Origin of the sequence: Microbacterium stercoris (assembly GCF_017592545.1) — a bacterium.
Taxonomy (GTDB): Bacteria; Actinomycetota; Actinomycetes; order Actinomycetales; family Microbacteriaceae; genus Microbacterium; species Microbacterium stercoris.
Map to the genome: position 1 here is coordinate 31,239 of NZ_JAGFOA010000007.1, position 24,838 is coordinate 56,076.

20 protein-coding genes are annotated in these 24,838 nt (G+C 69.5%); 16 read left to right on the top strand and 4 right to left on the bottom strand.

What is annotated here, in order from left to right; genetic code table 11:
- Positions 1 to 194 precede the first annotated feature (194 nt).
- From J5V96_RS15165 to J5V96_RS15175, 3 genes are all read left to right on the top strand, one after another.
- The gene (locus tag J5V96_RS15165; protein WP_307793690.1) at positions 195 to 1,769 is read left to right on the top strand and encodes a flotillin family protein; all 1,575 of its coding nucleotides are present in this window, start codon (positions 195 to 197) and stop codon (positions 1,767 to 1,769) included.
- A gap of 262 nt (positions 1,770 to 2,031) precedes the next feature.
- Entirely contained in the window at positions 2,032 to 3,375 is a 1,344-nt protein-coding gene (locus J5V96_RS15170; RefSeq protein WP_208504926.1) for a hemolysin family protein, read from the top strand.
- Entirely contained in the window at positions 3,372 to 4,430 is a 1,059-nt protein-coding gene (locus tag J5V96_RS15175) for a hemolysin family protein (RefSeq protein WP_208504928.1), read from the top strand. The genes J5V96_RS15170 and J5V96_RS15175 overlap by 4 nt, the downstream gene beginning before the upstream one ends.
- Before the next feature lie 76 nt (positions 4,431 to 4,506).
- On the opposite strand, the gene J5V96_RS15180 is transcribed toward J5V96_RS15175, so the two are convergent.
- Positions 4,507 to 5,604 carry an NADH:flavin oxidoreductase/NADH oxidase gene (locus tag J5V96_RS15180; protein ID WP_208504931.1) on the bottom strand — a complete coding sequence of 366 codons (1,098 nt, stop codon included), beginning with the start codon at positions 5,602 to 5,604 and terminating at the stop codon, positions 4,507 to 4,509.
- A gap of 43 nt (positions 5,605 to 5,647) precedes the next feature.
- Between J5V96_RS15180 and J5V96_RS15185 the strand changes: the two genes are divergently transcribed.
- Genes J5V96_RS15185 through J5V96_RS15195 form a run of 3 tightly spaced genes read left to right on the top strand, consistent with a single transcriptional unit; the run spans position 5,648 to position 9,125 of the window.
- Complete coding sequence (locus J5V96_RS15185) at positions 5,648 to 6,526, top strand: ADP-dependent NAD(P)H-hydrate dehydratase (protein ID WP_208504933.1); 879 nt, start codon at positions 5,648 to 5,650, stop codon at positions 6,524 to 6,526.
- Between the two features lie 9 nt (positions 6,527 to 6,535).
- Positions 6,536 to 7,756 carry a glycosyltransferase 87 family protein gene (locus J5V96_RS15190; protein WP_208504935.1) on the top strand — a complete coding sequence of 407 codons (1,221 nt, stop codon included), beginning with the start codon at positions 6,536 to 6,538 and terminating at the stop codon, positions 7,754 to 7,756.
- Positions 7,757 to 7,760: 4 nt separating this feature from the next.
- A complete protein-coding gene (locus J5V96_RS15195; RefSeq protein WP_208504937.1) occupies positions 7,761 to 9,125 on the top strand; it encodes a DUF2079 domain-containing protein in 1,365 nt (454 codons plus the stop codon).
- 26 nt (positions 9,126 to 9,151) lie between these two features.
- On the opposite strand, the gene J5V96_RS15200 is transcribed toward J5V96_RS15195, so the two are convergent.
- Entirely contained in the window at positions 9,152 to 9,685 is a 534-nt protein-coding gene (locus J5V96_RS15200) for a sortase family protein (protein ID WP_208504939.1), read from the bottom strand.
- Positions 9,686 to 10,244: 559 nt separating this feature from the next.
- Here J5V96_RS15200 and J5V96_RS15205 point away from each other — a divergent pair.
- The 6 genes from J5V96_RS15205 (at position 10,245) to J5V96_RS15230 (ending at position 19,063) form a co-directional block, all read left to right on the top strand.
- The gene (locus tag J5V96_RS15205) at positions 10,245 to 10,919 is read left to right on the top strand and encodes a hypothetical protein (RefSeq protein ID WP_208504941.1); all 675 of its coding nucleotides are present in this window, start codon (positions 10,245 to 10,247) and stop codon (positions 10,917 to 10,919) included.
- 17 nt (positions 10,920 to 10,936) lie between these two features.
- Positions 10,937 to 12,721, top strand: a complete 1,785-nt coding sequence (locus J5V96_RS15210) for an LPXTG cell wall anchor domain-containing protein (protein ID WP_208504943.1) — start codon at positions 10,937 to 10,939, stop codon at positions 12,719 to 12,721.
- A gap of 120 nt (positions 12,722 to 12,841) precedes the next feature.
- Positions 12,842 to 13,624 (top strand): DUF5819 family protein, encoded by a 783-nt coding sequence (locus tag J5V96_RS15215; protein WP_208504945.1) that lies wholly within the window; start codon positions 12,842 to 12,844, stop codon positions 13,622 to 13,624.
- A complete protein-coding gene (locus J5V96_RS15220) occupies positions 13,624 to 14,763 on the top strand; it encodes an HTTM domain-containing protein (protein WP_208504953.1) in 1,140 nt (379 codons plus the stop codon). The genes J5V96_RS15215 and J5V96_RS15220 overlap by 1 nt, the downstream gene beginning before the upstream one ends.
- Complete coding sequence (locus tag J5V96_RS15225; RefSeq protein ID WP_208504955.1) at positions 14,760 to 16,235, top strand: phytoene desaturase family protein; 1,476 nt, start codon at positions 14,760 to 14,762, stop codon at positions 16,233 to 16,235. Before J5V96_RS15220 ends, J5V96_RS15225 begins: the two co-directional genes overlap by 4 nt.
- 242 nt (positions 16,236 to 16,477) lie before the next feature.
- The gene (locus J5V96_RS15230) at positions 16,478 to 19,063 is read left to right on the top strand and encodes a helix-turn-helix transcriptional regulator (protein ID WP_208504957.1); all 2,586 of its coding nucleotides are present in this window, start codon (positions 16,478 to 16,480) and stop codon (positions 19,061 to 19,063) included.
- A gap of 11 nt (positions 19,064 to 19,074) precedes the next feature.
- Here the strand turns inward: J5V96_RS15230 and J5V96_RS15235 are convergent, their stop codons facing one another.
- Positions 19,075 to 19,782, bottom strand: a complete 708-nt coding sequence (locus J5V96_RS15235; protein ID WP_208504958.1) for a DUF1361 domain-containing protein — start codon at positions 19,780 to 19,782, stop codon at positions 19,075 to 19,077.
- Positions 19,783 to 19,865: 83 nt separating this feature from the next.
- On the opposite strand from J5V96_RS15235, the gene J5V96_RS15240 reads away from it, so the two are divergent.
- Positions 19,866 to 20,180 carry a thiamine-binding protein gene (locus tag J5V96_RS15240; protein WP_208504960.1) on the top strand — a complete coding sequence of 105 codons (315 nt, stop codon included), beginning with the start codon at positions 19,866 to 19,868 and terminating at the stop codon, positions 20,178 to 20,180.
- Positions 20,181 to 20,234: 54 nt separating this feature from the next.
- Complete coding sequence (locus tag J5V96_RS15245; protein ID WP_236014944.1) at positions 20,235 to 21,452, top strand: MFS transporter; 1,218 nt, start codon at positions 20,235 to 20,237, stop codon at positions 21,450 to 21,452.
- Positions 21,453 to 21,483: 31 nt separating this feature from the next.
- Here the strand turns inward: J5V96_RS15245 and J5V96_RS15250 are convergent, their stop codons facing one another.
- Complete coding sequence (locus J5V96_RS15250) at positions 21,484 to 21,951, bottom strand: Lrp/AsnC family transcriptional regulator (protein WP_208504962.1); 468 nt, start codon at positions 21,949 to 21,951, stop codon at positions 21,484 to 21,486.
- A gap of 121 nt (positions 21,952 to 22,072) precedes the next feature.
- Between J5V96_RS15250 and gabT the strand changes: the two genes are divergently transcribed.
- Complete coding sequence (gabT, locus tag J5V96_RS15255) at positions 22,073 to 23,440, top strand: 4-aminobutyrate--2-oxoglutarate transaminase (RefSeq protein WP_208504964.1); 1,368 nt, start codon at positions 22,073 to 22,075, stop codon at positions 23,438 to 23,440.
- A gap of 26 nt (positions 23,441 to 23,466) precedes the next feature.
- Complete coding sequence (locus J5V96_RS15260; protein ID WP_208504966.1) at positions 23,467 to 24,822, top strand: flavin monoamine oxidase family protein; 1,356 nt, start codon at positions 23,467 to 23,469, stop codon at positions 24,820 to 24,822.
- Positions 24,823 to 24,838 lie beyond the last annotated feature (16 nt).

Sequence of the window (24,838 nt, forward strand, 5' to 3'; positions counted from 1 at the left end):
CTCCGTCGGCGATGCGCGTACGCCTCAAAAGCCTAGCCCAGTTCACTCTGGCGACCGGCCGTGAGGGTCCCGGAAAGAGCCCGTGCACGGGTGAGGCCGAGGGACGCGTGCGGAGTGTCCGCGCGTGTCGATAGGTTGAGCGGGCATGCGGGCGCGCAGGGGGCCGCCCGCGAGAGTCGGAAACGGAGGATCCGGTGGATCCCATCTCCACGTTCGTTATGGTCGGCGGCGGCGTCGTCGCCGTCATCGTGCTGAGCCTGATCGTGCTGCTGCTGTTCCGCGCCTGGTACCGGATCGCGAAGGCCGACGAGGCCCTTGTGATCGTCGGCAAGAACCAGCGCGGCGAGGACGGCACGTCGTCGCGCATCACGGTGGTCACCGGCGGCGGCACCGTCGTCAACCCGATCACCCAGCGCGCCGAGCTCATCTCGCTGCGCGCGCGTCAGATCAACGTGGAGCCGACCGCGCAGTCGTCCAACGGCGTCACCGTCGACGTCACCGGCGTCGCGCTGTTCAAGATCGGCTCGGAGCCCGAGCAGGTGCGTCGTGCCGCCGAGCGCTTCGCGTCGCAGGACAACGCCATCGAGCAGTTCACCCGCGAGCAGCTCGAGGGCTCGCTGCGCGGTGTCGTCGCGATGCTCACGGTCGAGCAGCTGATGCGCGACCGCCAGCAGCTCTCCGACCAGATCGCCGAGAACATCAAGGGCGACCTCGAAGCGCAGGGCCTCATCCTGGACTCCTTCCAGATCCAGGGCATCACCGACAAGAACGGCTACATCGAGGCGCTCGGAGCGAGCGAGATCGAGCGCGTCAAGCGCGATGCGCAGGTGGCCAGCATCTCGGCTCAGCGCGAGGTGCAGCGCAACAAGATCGCGACCGACGAGCAGAACCTCGTCGAGTACACGGCGTACCAGAAGAACACCGCGAACGCGAAGGCCGAGATCGGCCGTGCGAACGCCGAGGCCGAGGCCGCCGAGAAGCTCGCCCGCGAGCGGCTCGAGCAGGGTGTGCTCGAGCAGGCCGCGATGAACCAGTCGGCCAAGCTCGACGCCGAGGTGCGTCGCGTCGCGGAGGCTGCGACCTACGAGCGCCAGCAGAAGGCCGACGCCGAGGCCTACGAGCAGCAGAAGCAGGCCGATGCCGAGGCGTACTCGCGCATCAAGGAGGCCGAGGCGCAGGCCAAGATCGCCGAGCAGAAGGCCCTCGAGCTGAAGACCCGGGCCGCAGCCGACGCGGAGACGGTGCGCCTGGCCGCCGAGGCCGACGCACTGGCCCAGCGCGCCGCCGCCGAGGCCGCCGCGTTCGCCGCACAGCAGGAGGCGCAGGGTACGAAGTTCCGTGCCGACGCGGAGGCCGAGGCCATCCGTCTCGCCGGTGAGGCGAAGGCGTCGGCCATCAAGGCCGAGGCCGCGGCCATCGCCGAGCACGAGGAGGCGCTGATGGCGCAGCGTGCCATCGAGGCCGTGGTGCCGATGATGACCGAGTTCGCCAAGGGCTACCAGCGCGTGGGATCCATCACGGTTCTGGGCGGCGGTGACGGGGCGGCCTCCGCGCATCTCGCGAGCGAGCAGGCCGTGGGCATGCGCGCGACGTTCGACGCCGTGAAGGCCGCTACGGGCGTCGACCTGTCGGCGATCATCGCGGGCCGCGCTGTGGGCGAGGGCATCGCCGAGGGGCTGCGCCCGGCGGCCGAGCCGACTCGCGCCGCCCGCGCCGCGAAGGTCGCGCCCGCACAGGCATCCGCCCCGACGGGTGACGCGCCCGTCTGATCCGAGGAAGACCCGAGGAAGAAGGCCGGCCCGAAGATTCGGGCCGGCCTTCGTGCGTCCGCGACCAGCGAGTGCGATGCGCTCGCCTCCCGGCGCGCGACCCGCGCCTCGCGCGTGCTCCGGTGGTGGGACGCGGATGGTCAGGATCGTTCGGCTCATCCATAACCAGGCGGCCCTAGACTCTGTGATCTATGGACGACCCTCCTGGTGACAGTCGCTCGCCCCACAGCCCGATGTCCGCGCTGACCGCGGAGGGATCGCCATGGAGCTGATCCTGCTCGGTGTGGGGCTCATCCTGACCGTCGGTACCGGTCTGTTCGTCGCGAGCGAGTTCGCTCTCGTGAACCTGGACCGTGCCGACCTCGAGGCGCGCCGCGATCGCGGCGAGACGCGCCTCGGCATGACGATCGCCGCGTTGCGGCAGACGTCGACGCACCTGTCGAGCGCGCAGCTCGGCATCACGCTGACGACGCTGCTGACCGGTTACACGCTCGAGCCCGCGTTCTCGAAGCTGCTCGCGCCCGTGCTGCTCTCCTGGGGCCTGGCCGAGAGCGCGGTCGGGCCGATCGCGACCGTCGTCGCGGTGGCGATCGCGACGATCCTGTCGATGATCCTCGGCGAGCTCGTGCCGAAGAACATGGCGCTGGCCCTTCCGCTGGCCACGGCGAAGTTCGTCGCCCCGTTCCAGATCGCCTTCACCACCGTGTTCCGGCCGGCGGTGGCGCTGCTCAACGGCAGCGCGAACGCCGTGCTGCGCTCGTTCGGCATCGAGCCGAAGGAGGAGCTCTCGGGCGCGCGCACCGCCGAGGAGCTCTCGTCGCTCGTGCGCCGCTCGGCGACCGCGGGCGTGCTGGAGGAGGACACGGCGACCCTGCTCGACCGCAGCCTCACCTTCGCTCGCCTGACCGCGGCCGACGTGATGACCCCGCGTCCGCGCATGCACGGCGTCGCGGCGGGCGACTCGGTCGACGACGTCATCGCCCTCGCACGTCAGACCGGGCACAGCCGCTTCCCCGTCTACGACGAGTCGATGGATGACATCACCGGCATCGTGCACCTGAAGGCCGCCGTCGCGGTACCCCGTGACCGTCGCCCGGATGTGCCCGCCGCGGCTCTCGCCACCGAGCCGCTCCGGGTGCCCGAGACCGTGCACCTCGACCAGCTGGTGTCCGAGCTGCGCACGCGGGGATACCAGATGGCCGTCGTCGTCGACGAGTACGGCGGCACCGCGGGTGTCGTCACGCTTGAAGACCTCGTCGAGGAGATCGTGGGCGAGGTCGCCGACGAGCACGATCGCCGTCTCGCCGGCGTTGTGCGCCACCGCGATTCGCTCACCTTCCCCGGCCAGCTGCGCCCCGACGAGCTGCGCGACCGCGCCGACGTCGAGGTGCCGGAGGACGACGCGTACGACACGATCGGCGGATATCTGATGAGCGTGCTCGAGCGCATCCCGGTCGTCGGCGACAGCGTGCGCATCGAACACGGTGTGCTGAGCGTCGACCGCATGGATGGCCGTCGCGTCGATCGCGTGCGGTTCACCCCCGATCCGCTGCCTGATCCGGATCCGATCATCGACAACCGCGAGGCGAACGGGGGCGACCGATGAGCGACTGGGCGGGAATCGCATGGCTCGTTGTGCTGCTGCTGTTCAACGCGTTCTTCGTCGGTGCGGAGTTCGCGGTCATCTCGGCGCGTCGCTCGCAGATCGAGCCGCTCGCCGAGCGGGGCTCGCGTGCGGCGAAGACCGCGCTCTACGCCATGGAGCGCGCGACTCTGATGCTCGCGACGTCGCAGCTCGGCATCACGATCTGCTCGCTGCTGATCCTGAACGTCTCGGAGCCGGCGATCCACCACCTCCTGGAGGGTCCGCTGCACCTGACGGGACTGCCGGAGGGCGCGGTGAGCACCGTCTCCTTCGTGATCGCGCTGGTGGTGGTGTCGTACCTTCACGTGGTGTTCGGCGAGATGGTCGCCAAGAACCTCGCGTTCTCGGTGCCGGATCGCGCGGTCCTGCTGCTCGCGACGCCGCTCGTGTGGGTCTCGAAGATCTTCCACCCGGTGATCTGGGTGCTGAACTGGGTCGCCAACGCGGTGCTCCTCCTGTTCCGCGTGGAGCCGAAGAACGAGGCGGCATCGACGTTCACGCTCGATGAGGTCGCCACGATCGTCGCGCAATCGCGCCGGGAGGGCGTGCTGGACGACGCCTCGGGAACGGTCGCCGCCGCGGTGGAGTTCACCGACAAGAAGGCCAAGGACGTCGCCGTGCCGCTCAGCGAGATCGTCGCGCTGCCCGAGACGACCACACCGGATGAGATCGAGCGCGCGGTCGCCCAGCACGGCTACTCGCGCTACGTGATCGTGGATCCCGAGGGCCACCCCGTCGGGTACGTGCACCTCAAGGACATCCTGCGGGCGGCGGGCGACGAGGACCTGCCCGAGAAGGCGTCCCGTCCGATCCCGTACAAGCGGATCCACCACATGGTTCCCGTGCAGGAGACGACAGACCTCGAGGACGCCCTGGCCATGATGCGCCGCAACGGCCGCCACCTCGCGCGCGTGCGCAACGCGCAGGGGGAGACGACCGCCGTGCTGTTCCTCGAGGACATCCTCGAGGAGCTGATCGGAGAGGTGGACGACGCCACGCGTCGACACCGGTGGTGACCCTCGGGCGGCGGGTGCGCCGGCGGCCGGATTCCGGTCGCCGGCGAGCCCGCCGTCAGGCCTTGCGAGCCCGCCGTCAGGCCTTGCGAACCCGGTGCGCTCGCAGGTACTGCGGGGGCCACAGATCGGCCGGATCCTCGCCGAGCTCGGCCGCGGCGCGCAGACCGAAATGCGGGTCGCGCAGCCATTCGCGCGCCGCGAGGATCACGTCGGCGTGCCCGTCCTGCAGGATCTGCTCCGCCTGAGCGCCGGTTGTGATGATCCCGACGGCCGACACCGGCGCCTCTGCGAGTTCGCGCACCCGCGCGGCGAGGGGCACCTGGTAGCCCGGTCCGACTTGGAGCTGCTGATGGGCGACGAGGCCCGCCGACGAGACGTCGATGAAGTCGGCGCCGGCGTCGATCGCCCAGCGCGAGACCTGGGCGACGTCCTCCGGCGTGAGGCCGCCGGGCGCGGCGTCGGAGGCCGAGAAGCGCACGAGCAGGGGCACCGCTTCGCCGATCTCCGTCCGCACGGCGCGCACGACTTCCAGGATCAGCCGCGCGCGGTTCTCGAGGGATCCGCCCCACTGGTCGTCGCGCTCGTTGCTGAGCGGCGAGAGGAACTGGTGGATGAGGTAGCCGTGCGCACCGTGCAGCTCGAGCACGTCGAAGCCGGCGTCGAGCGCGCGGCGGGCGGCCGCGCGGAACGCCTCGACCACCGCGGCGATGCCCTCGGCATCGAGCGCTGACGGCGCGGCGTAGCCCTCGTAGGCGATGGCGGACGGCGCGACCGTCGACCATCCGCCCTCCTCGGGCGGGACGGATCCGTGCTGATCCGCGAACGGCCGCCAGGTCGACGCCTTGCGTCCGGCGTGCGCGAGCTGGATGCCCGCGAGGGATCCGCGGTGGTGGATCGCGTCGACCACGCGGCGCCATGCATCGCGCTGCTCGTCGTTCCACAGGCCGGGGCACTGCGGCGAGATGCGTCCCTCGGGCACAACAGCGGTCGCCTCGGCGATGACGAGGCCGGCGCCGCCCGACGCGAACTGCGCCAGGTGGACGAGGTGCCAGTCGTTGGGCTGACCGATGTCGGGGCCGGACGAGGAGGCGCTGTACTGGCACATCGGCGCGACCCAGAGGCGGTTGCGGAGGGTGACCTCGCGCAGGGTGAGGGGGCTGAACAGCAGGCTCATGGATCTCCGACCGGTCGACGTCACGCAGGGATAGCGTGAGGGCATGGAAGCTCGGGAATGGACGGCGACCGACACCGCGCGTGTGCTGCGGGCGCCGACGTCTGCCTCGCACAAGTATTCCCGAGGCGTGGTGAGCCTGCGCACGGGGTCACCCCGCTATCCGGGCGCGGCCGTGCTGAGCGTGGAGGGCGCGGCGCGCGCCGGCGCCGGGATGGTGCGCTGGGTCGGTGATCCGGAGGTGGCGCGTCTGGTGCTGCATCGCCGCCCGGAGACGGTGACGAGCGGCGGCCGCACGGATGCCTGGGCGATCGGATCCGGCACCGATGCCCGCGAGCGCACCGATGCGGAGCGCGCGGAGCTGGGCGAGATCCTGACCTCCCCGATCCCGAAGGTGATCGACGCGGGCGCCCTCGATCTCGCGGCCGAGGCCCGTGGGCCGTTCGTCGTGACGCCGCACGACCGCGAGCTCGCCGAGGTGCGGATCCCTCTCGGACTGGGGGTCGATGACCTCGACGGCGACCCTCTCGCCGACCGCCTGAAGCGCAGCTTCGAGGAGCGGCTGCTTGTGGTGCGCGAGACGGCCGTCGCGCTCGGGGGAGCGGTGCTGCTCAAGGGCGCGACCACTCTCATCGCCTCACCCACAGGATGGTGGACCGCCGTGCGCGCGGGCACGCCGTGGCTCTCCACGGCGGGCACGGGCGATGTGCTGGCCGGAGCGATCGGGGCGCTCGCCGCGGCCTCCGCGGCAGCCGAGCCGCTCGACGTGGAAGGACTCGCCCGAGCCGCGGCTGCGGGGGTGTGGCTGCACGGCCACGCGGGCCGCCTGGCCGCGGGCGCGATCGCCGGGCCGGGGCATCCGATCACCGCGCTGGATGTCGCCGAGCACCTGCCCGCGGCGTGGGCCTCTGCCGCGCGTTCGTAGACTGGCTGAGTGCGGCGGCGACTGATTCTCTGGGCGGCGTTCGCCGTCGTGCATCTGCTCGTCGCGTGCCTGGGGGTGCTCGAGCCCAACCAGCCGATGGGCGATGTGTACTTCGTCTACGAGCCGTGGTCGAACGCCGCGCTCAAGGGCGGCGCCATCGTCGGCATCACCCAGACCTGGGTCTACCCGCACCTCGCGCTTGCCCCGATGGTCGCGGCGCACGCGCTCGCGTGGCTCGGCGGGTACGTCGTCGCGTGGGCCGCCCTGGTGATCATCTGCAACGCGGCGGGTTTCTGGACGCTGCTCGGCGACGGCCGCTCGCGCTCTCGCCGCCTGGCCGCGTGGTTCTGGCTCGTCTATGTGCTCGCCGTGGGACCGGTCGGGATGTATCGGATCGACGCGATCACCGTTCCGCTGGCGATCGTCGCGCTGCTGTGGCTCGCACGACGGCCCGCTCTGTCCTCTGCCCTTCTCGCCGCCGGTGCGTGGATCAAGATCTGGCCGGCGGCGCTCGTCGCCGCGGCGTTCGTCGTGATGCGCCGTCGAGGGCAGATCGTGACGGGCGCGCTGGTGACCACCGCCGTGGTGGTGGGCGTCGTCGTGATCGCCGGGGGAGCGCCGCACCTGCTCGGCTTCGTCACGGAGCAGACCGGCCGCGGCCTGCAAATCGAGGCCCCGGTGGCGACGCCCTACCTCTGGGGCGCCGCGCTGCACCTCGAGGGCTGGCGGGTGGTCTACGACCGCGACATCCTCACGTTCCAGGTCACCGGTCCCGGCGTGCAGGCGGTGAGCACGATCATGACGCCCGTGCTCGCGCTGGCGGTCGCCGCGCTCGCGGTGCTGGGGTTCCACAAGGTGCGGCGCGGGGCGTCGTTCCTGCGCCTGTTCCCGCCGTTCGCCCTCGCGCTCGTTCTTATGCTGATCGCGGTGAACAAGGTCGGATCGCCGCAGTTCCACGTGTGGCTGATCGCGCCCCTGGTGCTGTGGCTTGTGCTCGATCGTCGTCGCGCCATCCCGCTCGCCGCGCTCGGTCTGCTCTCGGCGGTGCTCACGCACGCGGTCTACCCGATTCTGTACTGGTCGCTGCTGAGCGTCGAATGGCTGGGCGTGGTCGCGCTTACGGTGCGCAATCTTGTGCTTCTCGCCCTTCTCGCCTGGACCGTGATCCGGATCGTCCGGGTGCCCACCGCGCCCGCGATCGCCCCGCCCGCGATCGTGCGGGGATCCTGATCGCATGCGGATCAGACGCTGGGTCGCACCCGCCGTGGTCGGCGCCATCGTCACCGTCGCGTACACCGTGCTGGCGGCCTGGCAGTGGTCTCATCTCGTGGTGAGGTCGTGGGATCTCAGCATCTTCACGCAGCTGCTGCAGAGCTATTCGCGCCTGCAGGCGCCGATCGTGAATGTGAAGGGCGACGGGTACAACCTGCTCGGCGACCACTTCCATCCGATGCTGGCCGTGCTCGCGCCGCCGTTCGCGCTGTTCCCCCATGCCTTCACGCTGCTCGTGATCCAGGCCGTGTGCTTCGGACTGTCCGCGGGCATGTTCACCGCGATCGCCACGCGGCGGCTCGGCGGACGCGGTGTCGGCGCGCTGCTCGGCGCGGCCTTCGGTCTGAGCTGGGGGCTGCAGTCGGCGGCCGAGGCGCAGTTTCACGAGATCGCGCTCGCGGTGCCGCTGCTCACGGGAACCGTCGGCGCGCTTCTCGACCGTCGGTGGCGCGCCGCGATGCTCTGGGCCGCCCCGCTCGTCTTCGTCAAAGAGGACCTGGGGCTCACCGTCTTCGCGATCGGTGTGCTGATCGCCGTGCTCGCCCGGAGCCCGCGCGGACTCTGGCTCGCCGCCTGGGGGCTGGCGTGGTTCGGAATCGCGACGCTCGTTGTGCTGCCCGCGCTCAACCCCGACGGGGCCTGGGCCTACGCCTCGAACGCCGACCCGGGCGGACTGCTCGCGCACCCGGAGGGCTGGTTCCATCCGTCCAAGGGCCACACGCTCCTGCTCCTGCTGGTGACGACGGCCGGGTTCCTGCTGAGGTCGCCGCTGACCCTGCTCCTCCTCCCCACCCTGGCGTGGCGGTTTCTGTCGACGAACGAGGGCTATTGGGGTCCCACGTGGCACTACAGCGCCGTGCTGATGCCGATCGCCTTCGGCATCCTGCTCGACGGCATCGAGCGGGCGCACGCGAGCCGCTGGATGTGGCTGCGCACCTATGCGCGACAGGGCGCGACCGTCGCGATCACCGTCGCGGCGATGCTGCTGCCGCAGCTCCCCCTCGCGGGGCTCCTCGTGCCGGGGGCGTGGGCTCCGCCCCAGAGGGGCGAGGCCGCCGCGTCGGTGCTCGCCGCGGTGCCGGAGGGGGCGAGCGTCGAGACCGATGTGGGTCTGATGAGCTATCTCGTCGATGACCATGACGTGTACTGGATCGGCAACGCCAACCGCGCGCCCGACTGCATCCTGATCGACCGGATCTCCGGCGGCACCCCGCGCGAATGGGGAGATGTGCGGGGCGTCGCCCGGATCCTCCACGCGGACGTCACGTACGAGGTGGTGCGCGCAGAAGGCGAATACGAGCTGGCCTGCACCGATCCGGGCGACTGACTGCGCGCCTCCCGCCACTTCGGCGTTCAGGCGGCCTGCAAGCCGATGAACTTCATGTGGGGGTCACCGTAGAAGCAGGTCTGCAACGCGAGCTCGCCGCCGAGGCCGATGAGCGCGTCCGTCGTCACCCAGTGTTTGCCGGTGATGCGCACATCCGTGACGACGTAGTGGACGACGGTGTCGTCGGGCATCGTGACGCGGAGCCGGTCGCCCACTTCGAGAGTCAGGATCGTGTCGCCGCCGGCATTGTTATGCGCCGCCCACACGGGCGGCACGCCCGGATGCTCGTAAGAGATCATGCGGGTGAAGGTGCCGTCAGCTCGATCGAGCTCGGCAGCTCCTCCTTCCGCGCCCAGGATGACCGAGGGCGTCTCACCCCACACGTCGGCCTTGACCCGGTTGATCTCCTGCTGGACGACGCCGTAGGAGCGCTCGACGACCTCCGGCGGCACCAGCGCGAGGGAGAGCGCGCCGACGCCGCCCAACAGGACCGCCGCGGCTGCTGCGATCTCCACCGCCCTACGGGCACGGCGGCGCCGCGACACCGCGGCGGCGGCCATCGGCGCCTGGCTGACTCCGCGCTGGCCTGACGACACGTGCCCCACCCCTTCTGCTGACTACGGCGCCCGGCGCAGGCGCGCTCGGGCCAGTTCGGCAGCACGTCGACTCGGCCGAACATCGAACCCGGACGCTGCGATACCTCAACGCTAGGCACACTGTCCAGCACGCACCCGCGCTCGCCGCGTGGCTCCGCGTTCATCCGCCACGAAGCAGGGCACTGCGTGCTCCATTCCGAGCCCATGGGAGCACGCCTAGGTGTTCCACACCCGCTCGCGCACGCCCCGCACCTACTCCCGGGCGGGGCGAACCGGAGTTTTGCCCGCTGTGCGAGCCCAGAGCCCACCCCCGCGCGGCAGTCGTCGCGCAGAGGACTGATGTCGGCAGAGAAAACACTGCATCGCGCACGGAACGTACGCATCGGCCGTGGAACGCGGCCGCCTGCCTCCTTTACTTGGCCCTTGATCTGTTTGGGATAAAGAAGGGAAACAGCTCATGCTCAGTCGTGAACGCACGCCCATCCGGCGAACGTCGGCGCGTCTCGGGGCAACGGTTTCGGCCGTGCTCCTCGGGGGTGTGGCATGCCTCGGCGCTGCGGCGCCCGCCAACGCCGCCGACATGGACGACTACTCCGCGCCGTACAGCTCGGCTCAGGTGCTCTCGATCGATGTCGACTCGGTGAGCACGCCCGGCGACATCACCTACGAGTCCAAGTTCTTCAACGCGGCGACGAACCGCGCGAAGGGCGGCCCGCTGGTCGGCTACACGGGCCCCGGCGGCCGCCACTTCGTCACCACCGGCCTCGTCTACCCGAAGACGGATGTCTACAGCTCCTCCGTTCGCATCCACGCCCCTGTGGTCGCGACCACGGGTTCGCCCTCGTACCCCACGAGTGCCGCGCAGCTGAGCGCGGAATGCCGGTGGGACGGCAAGGCGACGACCCAGCCGACGGCCTCGGTCTCGGTTGTCAGCCCGGTGCCCGGATTCGTTCCCAAGACGCCTGCGCCCGGATACACCGTCTATCGCGGCGGGGCCGGCAACGAGGCCAGCTACGACCTGAAGGTCGTGTTCAACGAGCAGAGCATCCTCCCCAACGGCCAGCTTCAGGTCATCGCCGAGCACGTCTACTTCGACGTGCCCAACATCGCGGGCAGCAGCGCCGTGAAGGGCGACGTGAAGCTCGGAATCCTCAGCTGCGGCCCTGCCGCAGACAACGACGCAACCCCCACCAAGTGATCGAAAGCGAAAGCAACATGACAAATCCCTCACCCGGGTCGGCCTTCCGCCGACGCGCCGTTCGAATCGGAGCGCTGGCCGCACCGGTTCTGCTGGGCGGCCTCGGCAGCCTGGCCGCCGCAGCACCCGCGACCGCGGCTCAGCCGGAGGATTACACCCCGCCCTTCAGCACTGCTCAGGTGCTCGCCATCGACGTGCGGTCGGCGGCGACGCCGGGCAACATCAAGCACGAGACGGAGTTCTTCAACGGCCTCACCAACCCGGCCGATGGTCGCCCGTTGGTCGGTTACACCGGGCCCGGCGGACGACACAATGTGACGACCGGTCTCGTCTACCCGAACACCGATGCTTTCAGCTCGTCGGTGCGAATCCACGCGCCCGTGGTCTCCACTACGGGAGTCCCGTCGATCAGCACGAGCGCGGGCCGTCTTGACGTGTGGTGCGAATGGGATGGCAACGCCGCGACGGCTCCGACGGCCAGGGTCGGCGTCACCAGCCCCGTTCCGAGCACGGTGCCGATGGAGCCGGGCGTGAACCACACCATCTACGTCGGTGGTGCGGGCAGCGAGCAAGACTACGACGCGAAGATCGTCTACAACGAGCAGACCACGCTGAGCAATGGTCAGCTGCAGGTCATCGGTCAGCACATCTACTACGACATCCCCGACAACGGCGCGAGCCACAGCGTGACCGGTGATGTGAAGCTCGGAATCCTCTCCTGCGGTCCCAAGGCCGTCGTTGCCGAGACCGACGCGGAGACGGCGACGGACGCTGACGCCGCGACGGACGCGGGCGCCGCGACCGACGCGGAGACGGCGACCGATGCGGGCGCCACGACCGACGCCGACAGCACGACCGATGCGGACACGACGACGGACGCGAACACCGCGACCGACGCCGACTCCGCGACGGACGCGGACACGACGACGGACGCGAACACCGCGACCGACGCCGACAGCACGACGGACGCGGACACGACGACGGACGCGAACACCGCGACCGACGCCGACTCCGCGACGGACGCCGACAGCACGACGGACGCGGACACGACGACGGACGCGAACACCGCGACCGACGCCAACACCGCGACCGACGGCGACAGCACGACCGATGCTGACACAACGACCGACTCCACGACGGACGCGGACACGACGACCGACGCCGGCACAACCACCGATGCGTCGACCGACGCGTCGACGGAGTCGACGGCCAACGCGAACGCGTCGGCGTCGGCGTCGGCTGATGCGCTCAGCAACGCTGCTGCTCAGGCGGCGGCGAACGCGGATGCGTCCACGCAGGCCAGCGCTGCGGCGACGGCCAACGCGGAGGCTGCGGCTGCCGCTGCGGCCAACGCGGAGGCGTCCAAGGATGCGTCGGCGGATGCGAACGGTTCGGCGGTGACGGCGGCTCAGGCTGCGGCCAACACCGACAACTCGTCGGACACCAACGCCTCTGGTTCGGCTGAGGCCGAGGGCAATGCGGGTGCTGCCGCGCAGAGCGCGGCGATCGCCGATGCGTCCACCAACGCCTCGACCGAGTCCACCGCCAACGCCAACGCCACCGCCAACGCTTCGGCGTCGGCTACGGCTGGTTCGCTCAGCAGCGCCGCCGGTCAGTCGGCGGGTAACGCCGACGCGTCCGGCAAGGGCGGCACGGCCGGAGACCTCGCCAAGACCGGCGGGGCGGTCGACCCGACCGGACTGATCGCAGGTCTGTCCCTTCTGGGTCTCGGCGGACTTGTCGGTCTGATCTCGCTGAAGCGTCGGAAGGCGTCGGAGATCACGGCGGATTCGCGCCAGTAATCCACACACCCTGCGGGCTCGGAGCGTCGACACCGCTCCGAGCCCGCAGGACTTCGAGGACTGCATGTTCTCGAACCCCCACCACGACACACAACGACCCCAAAGAACTCCATTCAGCCCATGCCCAAGCAGTCCATATCCCGAAAAACTCTCGTCCTCCGCGCCAGCGTCGCGGTCTCGCTCTTGGCGGCTACGTGGCACATCTTCGCCTCGTTCCTCTGGATCTCCCCTCCCACCCCGCTTCGCGAACTGGTGCCGGGGGACGTCCTCCAGAGCTACATGCTCCCCTGGTACGGCCAGAGCTGGAGCGTGTTCGCCCCCGAGCCGATCAACGGCGACTACGCCCTCAACGTCCGCGCACTCGTTCCCGACGAGAACGGCGAGATGGTCGAGACCGAGTGGGTGAACGCCACCGCCGTCGAGCAGAGCTGGGCGACCCACAATCTCTTCCCGCCGCGTGCCGCAGGGCTCAGTGTCCGCCAGGCCAGCAGCTTCTCGAATGCGTGGAAGGCGCTGACTGCCGAGCAGCAGCAGACCGCCGCGCTCAACTACTTCAAGGGCGACAACTGGCTCGGTCGCATGCGCGATGCGATGCTCGCCGACGAAGAGGGCGACGACGACGCTGTCATCGAATACATCGTCCAGGAGCGCTACACCGACGCATACGCGACGCAGGTCGCGCACGCGCTGTGGGGCGAGGACGTGCAGCGGGTCCAGTACGAGATCACCCGCCAGAACGTCATCCCGTTCGCCGAACGCAACAACCCCGACGCCAAGCGCCCTGAGATCCAGCGGACCTCCGTGGGATGGCGCGGCCTGATCGTTATGCCTGGGCAGGACGAGAAGGCCTTCCCCGAGGTCTTCGCCCCGGCGCACGCCGATTTCGTCGCGGAGGAGAAATGATGATTCGCACCAGTGCTGCTTTCCTCGGGAGGACCCTGCGATTCGTCGCGGACCTCGCACGACGCTTCTCCGCTCTGTTGATCGGGGTTGCCGGCGCGCTCTATTCCTCGCTGGAGAACTGGCTGACGGGCGCCAAGCACGCGCGGTATGGTCTGGCGATCGCGCGCTTCCTCCTCGGTGTGATGTTCGTCGGAACTGCGCTCACGAATCTGCCGACGGCGATGTACACGTTCGGTGCGGGTTCCGCCTGGACGGGCCAGCAGGCCGCTCCCACCAGCAGCTTCGCGCCGCTCTGGCCGTTCAGCGTCGTGTTCGACGCCTCGCCGAACGCCATCGTGCTCATCCTCTGGCTGCTCATCGTGTGCGGCGTCTGCTTCGCAATCGGCTATCGGACGCGACTGATCATGGTCCCGCTCTTCGTCCTCTGGATCGGGTTCCTCTCGATCAACCCGGTCGTGCAGGATCAGAGCGACAACCTCAGCCGGATCGTGATGATCGCGATCCTCTTCACGGCCTCGAGCGACGTCTGGTCGGTGGATGCCTGGCGACGCACGCGCTACGCGAGCAACCCCGGGCGGGGCTTCCTCGTGCGGTGGTGGCGCTTCCAGCCCGTGCTCCCCAGCTGGATGACGGCTCTCAGCCACAACATCGCCGTGATCGTCATCGGCGCGCAGCTCTGCATGATCTACGCGTCGGGTGGCCTGTTCAAGGCCCAGGGAGCGCCGTGGTACGAGGGCTACGCCGTCTACAACCCCCTGCAGACCGCCCAGTTCGGCACCTGGCCGGAGCTGAGTGATCTCGTCACCGCGTGGGGACCGATGGTCGCACTCGCAACCGTGATGTCGGTGCTTGTGCAGGTCAGCTTCCCGTTGCTGCTTCTCCGTCGCGGAACGCGGATCTTCGGCCTGTCCGTGATCCTCATCTTCCACGTGTCGATCGCCGTGCTCATGGGACTTCCGTGGTTCTCGCTGGCGATGGTGGCGCTCGATGCCGTGTTCATTCGCGACATCACCTTCCAGCAGATCGCTCGTGCCATCCGGCGCAGCTGGCAGCGAGCTCGGCGTCGTGAAGAGACGCCACCGGCCGTGCCGTCCGACGCTGAGCGTCAGGAGCCGACGCTGGTGGGTGCGAGCGCGTGAAGGACGTCACCGTCATCGGCAGCGGACCGAACGGTCTCGCCGCAGCGCTCGTTATGGCCAGCGCGGGCTTGACGGTGCGCGTCATCGAATCCGCCGAGTCGCTCGGGGGAGGCGCGAGAACCACGCAGTCCCTCGAGAGCGGGTTCCTGATCGATCACGGATCCGCGGTGCATCCGATGGCCGCAGCCTCCCCGTTCTTCCGGTGGGCAGGTCTCTCTGACGCCGTCGAGCTGCTGGTGCCGGATGTCTCATACGGTCATGCACTGCCGGGCGGACGTGCGATCACCGCCCGACGGTCGCTGGAGTCCACGGCCGACGACCTGGGGGCCGACGGCGCGCGCTGGCGCGCGCTGTTCGGCCCCCTGGTGGAGCACGTCGATTCACTCGCTCGAGCGAGCCTGGATTCACCGCTCCACGTCACGCGGGACTCCCTGACATTGGGAAGACTCGCAACTCGGGCAGGCCTTCTTAGGTTCGCCGAGCCGTTGTTGATGCAGACCGCCGAGGCTCGCGCGCTGTTCGCCGGTGTCGCCGCGCATTCGATCGGCATGAGTTCGCGCTTGGCCTCGTCCGCGCTGGGCCTGGTCCTGGCGACGCACGCCCACGCGGGAGGATGGCCGATCCCGCGAGGCGGGTCGCAGGCGATCACCGACTTCCTCGTCGAGCGGCTCCGTGAACGTGGAGTCGAGTTCGTCACCTCGCATCGGGTCGACTCCCTCGCCGAGGTCGCGACCCGCGCGGTCTTCGTGGCCACCTCACCCCGAGAGTTCCTTCGCATCGGAGGCGATCGGATCAGCCGACGGGCGTATCGCGCGTACGACCGCTTCCGCTACGGAGCGGCGGTGGCAAAGCTCGATGCCACTCTGGACGGCCCGATCCCCTGGAAGGACGAAAGTCTGAAGGTCGCAGGAACGGTCCACCTCGGGGGCAGTGCTGAGCAGATCCGTCAGTCCGAGCGGGAGACACGACGGGGAAGTCTGGCGGCGCGACCGTTCGTCCTCGTGGCGCAGCAGTCGGCGATCGATCCGTCGCGGGCGCCCCGGGGAAAGCACGTGCTGTACGCATATGCCCACGTGCCTCGAGGCTGGGCGGGCGATGCCGGAGCAGTGATCCTCCGGGCGCTCGAGGAGCACGCCCCCGGCGTACGCGATCTGGTGCGAGTGTCGAAGGTCACCGCTCCGCGTCACCTGGCGTTTTCCAATGCGGGCTTCGTCGGAGGGGACATCTCGTCCGGTGACACCTCGCTGCGCCAGCTGGTGGCGAGGCCGGTTGCCCGCAGCGCACCGTGGCGCACCGAGGTTCCCGGCGTCTATCTCTGCTCGGCGTCGACAGCGCCCGGGCCCGGTGTCCACGGCATGGCGGGCTTTCACGCGGCCGCTCTTGCGTTGAAGGAGCAGTTCGGCCTCGGCCGACCTGCTCGGCTGATCCCGCTCTTGAGACCCCTGGAGGGTGATCGCCCGCGGCGTCGATGACCTTGCCGGATCGCCGTTCGAGATGGCTGCGACAGCCTGGGCGACCGGACACATGCCGAGCCCTGCGTACTTGGGCGCGCAGGGCTCAGGGGGAGCCTGGTCGTGTCGGACAGGCTCCCCCGCCTTCCACTCGCCCTTCGTCCGTCTCCCTTTTCCCTTCCCGCTTCCCCTTGACCTATTCCACCGCGGCAGAGAAGCCTGCGTGGTAGGGCGGAGCCGATCACCGTTTCAATGAGGTCACCATGCAGCGCAGGCACATCACGATCCTTGGGCGCGAGCGCGAACTCGCTGTCGCCACCAGTGTGGTCCAGTCGGGCGGCAGCATCGACGTGGTCGGCACCTGGGGCAGCGGACGCACGGCGTTTCTCGATGCGCTGTGTGACCGGCTCGGGCAGTCGGGCTGGACGACCCTGCGGCTGAGCGGCGTGGCGTCCTTGCGCCAGCACCCGATGGCGGCTCTGCAGTTCCCGGGGCTTCTGCCCAACCCGGACATGCGCCCCAGCATCGGCGGTGCTGCTCAGGTCTTGCACGAGGCGCTTCGCGACGAGCGATCGGTCATCGTCGTCGACGACTGGGATGACCTGGACGAAGCCTCGTGGGGTGTCATCAAAGGCGTTCGTCACGCCCTGGCCGTGCCCATCGTGATCTCCCGCTTGCAGGGCCGGACCGCACGCCGCACACCGACTGGGCTGGACGCCTCGGCCAGCGATTCCGCCCTCGTCATCGAGATGACGCCCCTGCGTTTCGAGGATCTCGAATCCGTCGCCGAACAGGTGCTCGGCGGGCCGGTCGAGATGGGGACCATGAGCCGGCTCTTCGCCAAATCGGGTGGCGTCGTCGGCCTGATGATGAGCGTGCTGTCGGCAGCCGTGCGGGACGGACGTCTCCGCCTCGTGGGCGGCTTGTGGGTCGCCACCCAGGATCTCTGGAGCCCAGCCCTTCGCGGCGTCGTCGAAGCACAGCTCGAGAGCCTGACCGACGACGCCCGTGACGCCCTGGAGATGATCGCCCTGATCGGCAGCGCCGATGTCGACACGGTGCGCAAGCTCGTCGAATGGTCCACGCTCGAACTGCTCGAGCGCCGCACACTGATCCAGCTCATCCCGTCAGGAAGTCGGAGACTCGTCACGGTGGTGCCTCCGCTGCTGGTGGAGTACTACCGCCATGAGCCCGTCGCCGTCCGTCGCATCCGCCTGACACAGGCGATCAGCGAGAAGCTCGACCCCGCCACGCGTGAAGAGATCCTGATCAACGTGTCGAGCACGCCGCGGGAGGCCCCCGAGCACGACGCCCTGTTCGCGCGGCTCGTCCAGGAGCGTCTTCGCACCCGACGCCTTGTCAGCGGCGCCGAATGGCGGGTGTCGCGAGACACGGACACCGTGCAGGACTACGTGTGGTCGCTGATGTACACGGGCGCTCCCGAGAGCGAGGTTCAGACCGTTCTCGATCAGACGGATCCCTCGTCGGGCTCGCTGCTGAGCCAGACCCAGTTCGTCGCACTCCGGGCCAGGTGGACGGCTCACGTGAAGCACGACCTGCCGAGCGCGCTGCGGATGCTCGAAGACGCCAGCGAGGCCGCCGCCGAGTATGCGCCGATCCTGACCGCGGCGGCGATCGGTCTGCGGTGCACCCTCGGGTCCATCAGCGAAGACGACGTCGTGACGCTGAAGGTCGATGACAGCATGCCCAGCGTCGCACGAGCGGCCCTGCGCGATTGCCAGATCCAGGTTCTGGTCATCCTCGGCCGGTTCGGCGACGCACGGCGTGTGTACCGGGAGTACAACCTCGATGTGTCGGCCGCGCTGCACATGCCGGCGACGACGCACGCGCATTACGCGCTCGCGCTGTTCGGCCAGGGGGAGCACGAGGCCGGAATGGCGATCACCACGCGCGGTGTCCAGGAGGCCCATAGCTTCCTCGATATCGAGGCGGCGCGGGCGATCGCCGCGGCGGCCGCGGTCGGATATGCACTCGCGGGTGACTACGATCCCATCGACGACCTGCTCGGCACCCTGCTCGTCGCCGGTGAACTGCCGCATTTTCCGGCGGGGCCGTACCGCACGCTGCTCACGCTCGCGTCGACCATTGCGGCGCGACGAGGCAACATCCCCCTCGCCGAGCGGTACCTGCGTGAACTCGATTCGCACTTCCGTGTCGACGGGCTCCTGCCCGCCCAGGCTCGCGACTGGCCGGCGGCCCAGCTGCTCGCCTCCGCCGGTGACATCGACGCCGCCGCCGATCTCCTCTGGAACTCCGGCACGGCGCTCTGGGCTCGAGGCGGCCGCTCGTCCGCACTCCTCATCCTGCTGAACGCCGCGGAGCTCGGCCCGTCACCGGAGCGCCTCGAACACGTCGCTCGTCTGGTCGAGCAGGTGCCCGAGAGGCTGTTCACGGCTCAGTACGACTACCTTCGGGCGCGCTGCGAGGGGGATCCCGACAGTCTTGTGGCCGCCGTTGCGGAGCTCGTCGCCACGGGTCGTCCGGGGACGGCGCTGACGGCGCTCCGCAGGGCGGCGGCGATCCGACGCGAGTCCGGGGAGAACGACATCGCGGAGGCCATCGACGTTCAGATCGCGGCGCTGCTGGCCGCGCTCCCTCGAAAGAGCATCGACGCAACGCGATTCTCGTCGTCGGCGATCACGCTCTCCGCGCGGGAGGTCGAGGTCGCCCAGCTGGTGGCAGAGGGTCTGACCAACCCCGAGATCGCACGCCGGCTGGTCCTGAGCATCCGCACGGTGGAAAGCCATGTGCACCGCATTATCCGCAAGCTCGACCTGCCGAATCGTCAGGCGCTGCGCGAGTACATCGACAGCCACCTGAACTCCTAGCCCGCTCGGATTCAGGGGACGATGGCCAGCAGCGTGGGCGCGGCGATGATGACGTAGAGGATCGTCAGGAAGACCGAGTGCGTGATCACGAAGCCCGCCGCGGCGGCGCTGTTTCGAGGTTCGCGGAAGTGGTCGACGAGCTTGCGCAAGAACCGCGCGGGGCGAAGCAGATCCCAGCTGTTGAAGCGGACATAGCGCCCGAGGTACATCCCCAGGGCGACCAGCACCAGAGCGAGTGCCGCCGCACCCCACGACACCGGGTGATGGAGCGGATAGGCGGCATTCGGTGCGGCCACGAGGACCGCAAGCAGCTGCACAAGCGCGACGTTGGCCAGCGTGTTGATCACTCCGGACATCGCCAGAGTGAGCACCAGCACGATGTCGAACCAGAGCGGCACGTCGTCCTCATCGCGCCGATGGGAGAAGTTGAGCTCCGTGATGAGGTAGGCGGAGTTCGGCAGCAGCAGCAGCCAGATGATCGCGCCGACGCCCATAACAGACCACATCGCGATGGGCGACGGGAACGCCTCGACGACGATGAGCAGCACGACCACCACGATCAGCAGCACAACAGCCGGCGCGACGGAGAGCCCGATGTTCAGCAGCATGGGCCGGTACACGCGAGTGCGGAACAGGGGCCCGCGCAGGATCACGAGGAGGAGTGCGTAGACGTTCAACGCGATCACTCCGACGCCGGCTGTCAGCAGGAGTTCAGTCACCTGCCCATCCTGCTGGACGTGAGTGTTCCCCTGCACGCGGATTCCCGGGGGCGCTCGGAACGTCGACGTGGGATCCTGATTCCATGCTCGTCGCCTTCTCCGTCGCCCCGTCCGGATCCAACGCCGCCAACCCGGAGGGATCCGTGCACGACGCGGTCGCCGCCGCCGTCAAGGTCGTGCGCGAGTCGGGCCTCGCTCACCGCACCACGTCGATGTTCACCGAGATCGAGGGCGACAGCTGGGATGAGGTGATGGATGTCGTCAAGCGCGCCACCGAGGCGGTCATGCCCTTCGGCAGTCGGGTCTCGCTCGTGCTGAAGGCCGACATCCGCCCGGGCTACACGGGCGAGATCGAGGCCAAGATCCAGCGCCTCGAGCAGGCGATCGACGGCGACTGACCACCGACGCCGCATGGTGCCTGCCCCCAGCCGGGCGCCGGTAGCCTGGAGGGCATGACCTCCTCCACTCAGAGGAGGGGTGCGGCGATGTGGGCGCTCCTCTCGCTCGCCATCGGCTCCTTCGGCATCGGCATGACCGAGTTCGTCTCGATGGGCCTGCTGCCCGGCATCGCCCGCGACCTGCTGCCGTCCGCCTGGGCGGCGAGCCAGGAGGACGCGATCGCCCAGGCCGGGCTGCTCATCAGCGTCTACGCGCTGGGCGTCGTGATCGGGGCGCCGGTGCTGGCCGGCTGGCTCTCGCGCTACCCGAAGCACCGGGTGCTGATCGCGCTCGCCTCGATGCTGCTGCTGGGCAACCTGCTCACGGTGATCGCGCCGACGTTCGAGACGGTCGCGGTCGCGCGCCTCATCGCGGGCCTGCCCCACGGCGCGTACTTCGGCATCGCCGCCGTCGTGGCGGGCGAGATGCTCGGCCCGGGCAATCGCGCCAAGGGCATCTCGTTCGTGATGAGCGGTCTGACGATCGCGAACGTCGTGGGCGTGCCTCTCGGCACCTGGCTCGGCCAGCAGGCCGGGTGGCGCGTGTCCTACGCGGTGGTCGTGGGCATCTTCGCCCTCGGTGCGCTGATGATCGCACTGCTGGTGCCCACCATGAAGGCGGACGGATCCGGATCATTCCGGCACGAACTCGGCATCTTCCGCATCGGCCAGGTCTGGCTCGCGCTCGGCTTCGGTGCGATCGGCTTCGGGTCGTTCTTCGCGATCTACAGCTACATCGCGCCGATCATGACCGACGTCGCGGGCGCGCCCGAGTGGGCCGTGCCGTTCGCGCTCGTGGCCACCGGCCTCGGCATGACGGTCGGCAATCTCGTCGGGGGAGTGGTCGCCGACCGCAATCTGTCGGGCGCGCTCATCTCTGCGTTCGTGCTGCTGGCGGTCGGATCCGCGGTCGTCGGCGTCGCGGCGCAGAACCCCGTCACGCTGATCGTGGCGATGCTGCTGTTCGGCGCGATCAGCGCCCTCGCAGGGCCGGCCATCCAGAGCCGCCTGATGGACAAGTCGGAGGGACGCGTCAGCATCGCCAGCGCACTGAACCACTCGGGTATGAACGTCGGCAACAGCCTGGGCGCGGCCCTCGGCGGTGGCGTCATCGCGCTCGGGTGGGGCTACGTCGCTCCCGCGTGGCTCGGCATCGTGCTCGCCGTCCTGGGCGTGGGGCTGGTGCTGGTGAGCCTGTCTCTGGAGAAGCGCGCGGCGCTCGTCGCCGCGTGAGCCACACCGCCGCGGCCGTGAGCGGCACGCGTCAGCGCGTGCCCCAGTTGTAGAGCTGCTTGGCGAGCTTCAGGTAGACGAGGGTCTCGGTGGAGACCACGCCTTCGATCGTGCGGATGTGCGTGTTGAGCAGTTCGATGAGCTCCTCGTCGTCCTCGCACACGACCTCGGCGATGATGTCGAACGACCCCGCGGTCAGCACCACGTAGATGACGAACGGGAGAGCGCCCAGTGCGTCGGCGACGATGCGGGTGTCGCCCGACACCTTCATGCCGATCATGGCCTGACGGGCAAAGCCCATCTGCACCGGATCGGTGACGGCCACGATCTGCATCGCGCCCGACTCGGTCAGGCGCTGCACGCGCTGGCGCACCGCCGCCTCGCTGAGCCCGACCGCCTTGGCGATCTCGGAGTAGGGGCGACGTCCGTCCTCCTGGAGCAGCTCGATGATCGCCTTCGAGGTGTCGTCGAGGGCCATTGCGGTGCGTCGGGCTGCCATGGGACGATTCTGCCAGTGATCGGTGCCGATGTGCGGATTCCGCAGGTTTGGGATCCAGATTGTGCGGATTCAGTTGTCAACGCGTTGCGAAACCTGGGAAACGTGACGTAGGCTCCCCGCCATGACCGCTTCGATTGACCACATCGCCGTGGACGTGCTCCCGGGGGGACCCACCCTCCCGCAGGAGCGTCGCCTCGTCACCGCCATCCCGGGCCCCCGCTCGGAGGAGCTGCTGGCCCGCAAGGCCGCCGCCGTGCCCACCGGCATCGGCCACACGGCGCCGATCCACGCGGTGGCGGCGGGCGGCGGCGTCGTCGTCGACGCCGACGGCAACTCGCTCATCGACCTCGGCTCCGGCATCGCCGTGACGACGGTCGGCAACGCCCACCCCAAGGTGGTCGAGGCGGTGCAGCGCCAGGTCGCGTCCTTCACCCACACCTGCTTTATGGTCTCGCCCTACGAGTCGTACGTCGCCGTCGCGGAGGCGCTCAACCGCCTGACTCCGGGCGACCACGAGAAGAAGACGGCTCTGTTCAACTCCGGCGCCGAGGCCGTCGAGAATGCGATCAAGATCGCCCGCAAGCACACCGGACGCCAGGCCGTCGTCGCCTTCGACCACGGGTACCACGGCCGCACGAACCTCACGATGGCTCTGACGGCCAAGACGATGCCCTACAAGCACGGCTTCGGTCCCTTCGCCCCCGAGGTGTACCGCGCGCCCCTGTCGTACCCCTTCCGCGACGGCGGGCTCTCGGGCGCCGACGCCGCCCGGCGCGCGATCACGATGATGGAGAAGCAGATCGGCGGCGATCAGGTCGCCGCGATCATCATCGAGCCCATCCAGGGCGAGGGCGGCTTCATCGTGCCGGCCGACGGCTTCCTGCCGGCGCTTGCCGAGTGGTGCCGCGCCAACGGCGTGGTCTTCATCGCCGACGAGGTGCAGACCGGCTTCGGCCGCACCGGACGCATGTTCGCCAGCGAGCACTTCGGCATCGTGCCCGACCTGATCACCACGGCCAAGGGCATCGCGGCGGGCCTGCCGCTGGCCGCGGTGACCGGCCGCGCGGAGATCATGGACGCCTCCCACCCGGGTGGCCTCGGCGGCACGTACGGCGGCAACCCCATCGCGTGCGCCGCGGCGCTCGCGGCGATCGACGCCTACGAGACCGAGGACCTTCCCGCCCGCGCGACCGCCATCGGATCCGTCATCACCGACCGGTTCACCGAGGCGCAGCGCAGCGACGCCCGCATCGGCGACGTGCGCGGCCTCGGCGCCATGGTCGCGGTCGAGTTCGTCGATCCCGCCACGGGTGAGCCGGATGCCGCCCTCACCGCCGCCGTCGCGAAGGCGTCGATCGCGCAGGGCGTCATCGTGCTCACCTGCGGCACGTTCGGCAACGTGATCCGCTTCCTGCCCCCGCTCTCGCTCGGCGACGACCTGCTGAACGAGGCGCTCGACATCGTGACCGCGGCCCTCGCGGCCGCGTGATGCGATCCGGATCCGGAGGACAAGACATGACCGAGATCACTCGTGACGTCGTGATCGTGGGCGCGGGCCCCTCGGGCCTCACCGCGGCGACGCGCCTGAAGGCCGCGGGACTGACCGTGGCGGTTCTCGAGGCGCGCGACCGCGTCGGCGGACGCACCTGGACGGACGACATCGAGGGCGCCACCCTGGAGATCGGCGGCCAGTGGGTCTCTCCCGACCAGGAGGGGCTGCTCGAGCTGCTCGAGGAGCTGGGGCTGGAGACCTTCGACCGCTACCGCGAGGGCGACAGCCTCTACATCTCGAAGTCGGGCGACCTGACCCGCTTCACCGGCGACATCTTCCCCGTCGCCCCCGAGACCGAGGCGGAGCTCGTGCGCCTCATCGACAAGCTCGACGCGATGGCCGCCGAGATGGATCCCGACCGCCCGTGGGAGCACCCGCAGGCCGAGGAGCTCGACACGATCTCGTTCGAGGCGTGGATCGCGCAGGAGACGCAGGACCAGGAGGCGCGCGACAACATCGCGCTCTTCATCGGACCGGCCATGCTCACCAAGCCCGCGCACGCCTTCTCGACGCTGCAGGCGCTGCTGATGGCCTCCAGTGCGGGGAGCTTCACCAACCTCGTCGACTCTGACTTCATCCTCGACAAGCGCATCGTCGGCGGCATGCAGGAGGTCTCGAAGCGCCTCGCGGCGACCGTGGGAGACGATCTGTTCCTCGCCCAGCCCGTGCGCCGGATCGAGCACGGCCCGGAGGGCGTTGTGGTGCACGCCGAGGGAGTGCACGTGCGCGCGAAGCGCGTGGTGCTCGCGCACGCCCCGGTGCTCTACAACCGCATCTCGTTCGAGCCGCCGCTGCCGCGCCGCCAGCACCAGCTGCACCAGCACCTCTCGATGGGCTTCGTCATCAAGGTGCACGCCGTCTACGACCGCCCGTTCTGGCGCGAGCAGGGGCTGTCGGGCACCGTCTTCAGCCCGTACCAGCTGTGCCACGAGGCCTACGACAACACGAACTACCAGGACGAGCGCGGCACGCTGGTCGCCTTCGTGTCGGATCTCAACGCCGACGGCGTCTTCGAGCTCTCGGACGAAGAGCGCAAGGGGCGCATCCTCGACTCCCTCGCGGCCTACTTCGGGCCCGAGGCCAAGAACCCCGTCGTCTACTACGAGAGCGACTGGGGCTCCGAGGAGTGGACCCGCGGCGCCTACGCCGCGAGCTTCGACCTCGGCGGCCTGCACCGCTACGGATCCGACGTGCGCACGCCCGTCGGCCCCATCCATTTCTCCTGCAGCGACATCGCGGGCGCCGGCTACCAGCACGTCGACGGCGCCATCCGCATGGGGAAGCTCACCGCCGAACAGCTCATCGCCGACCTCACCTGACCCGGCTCATCCACCC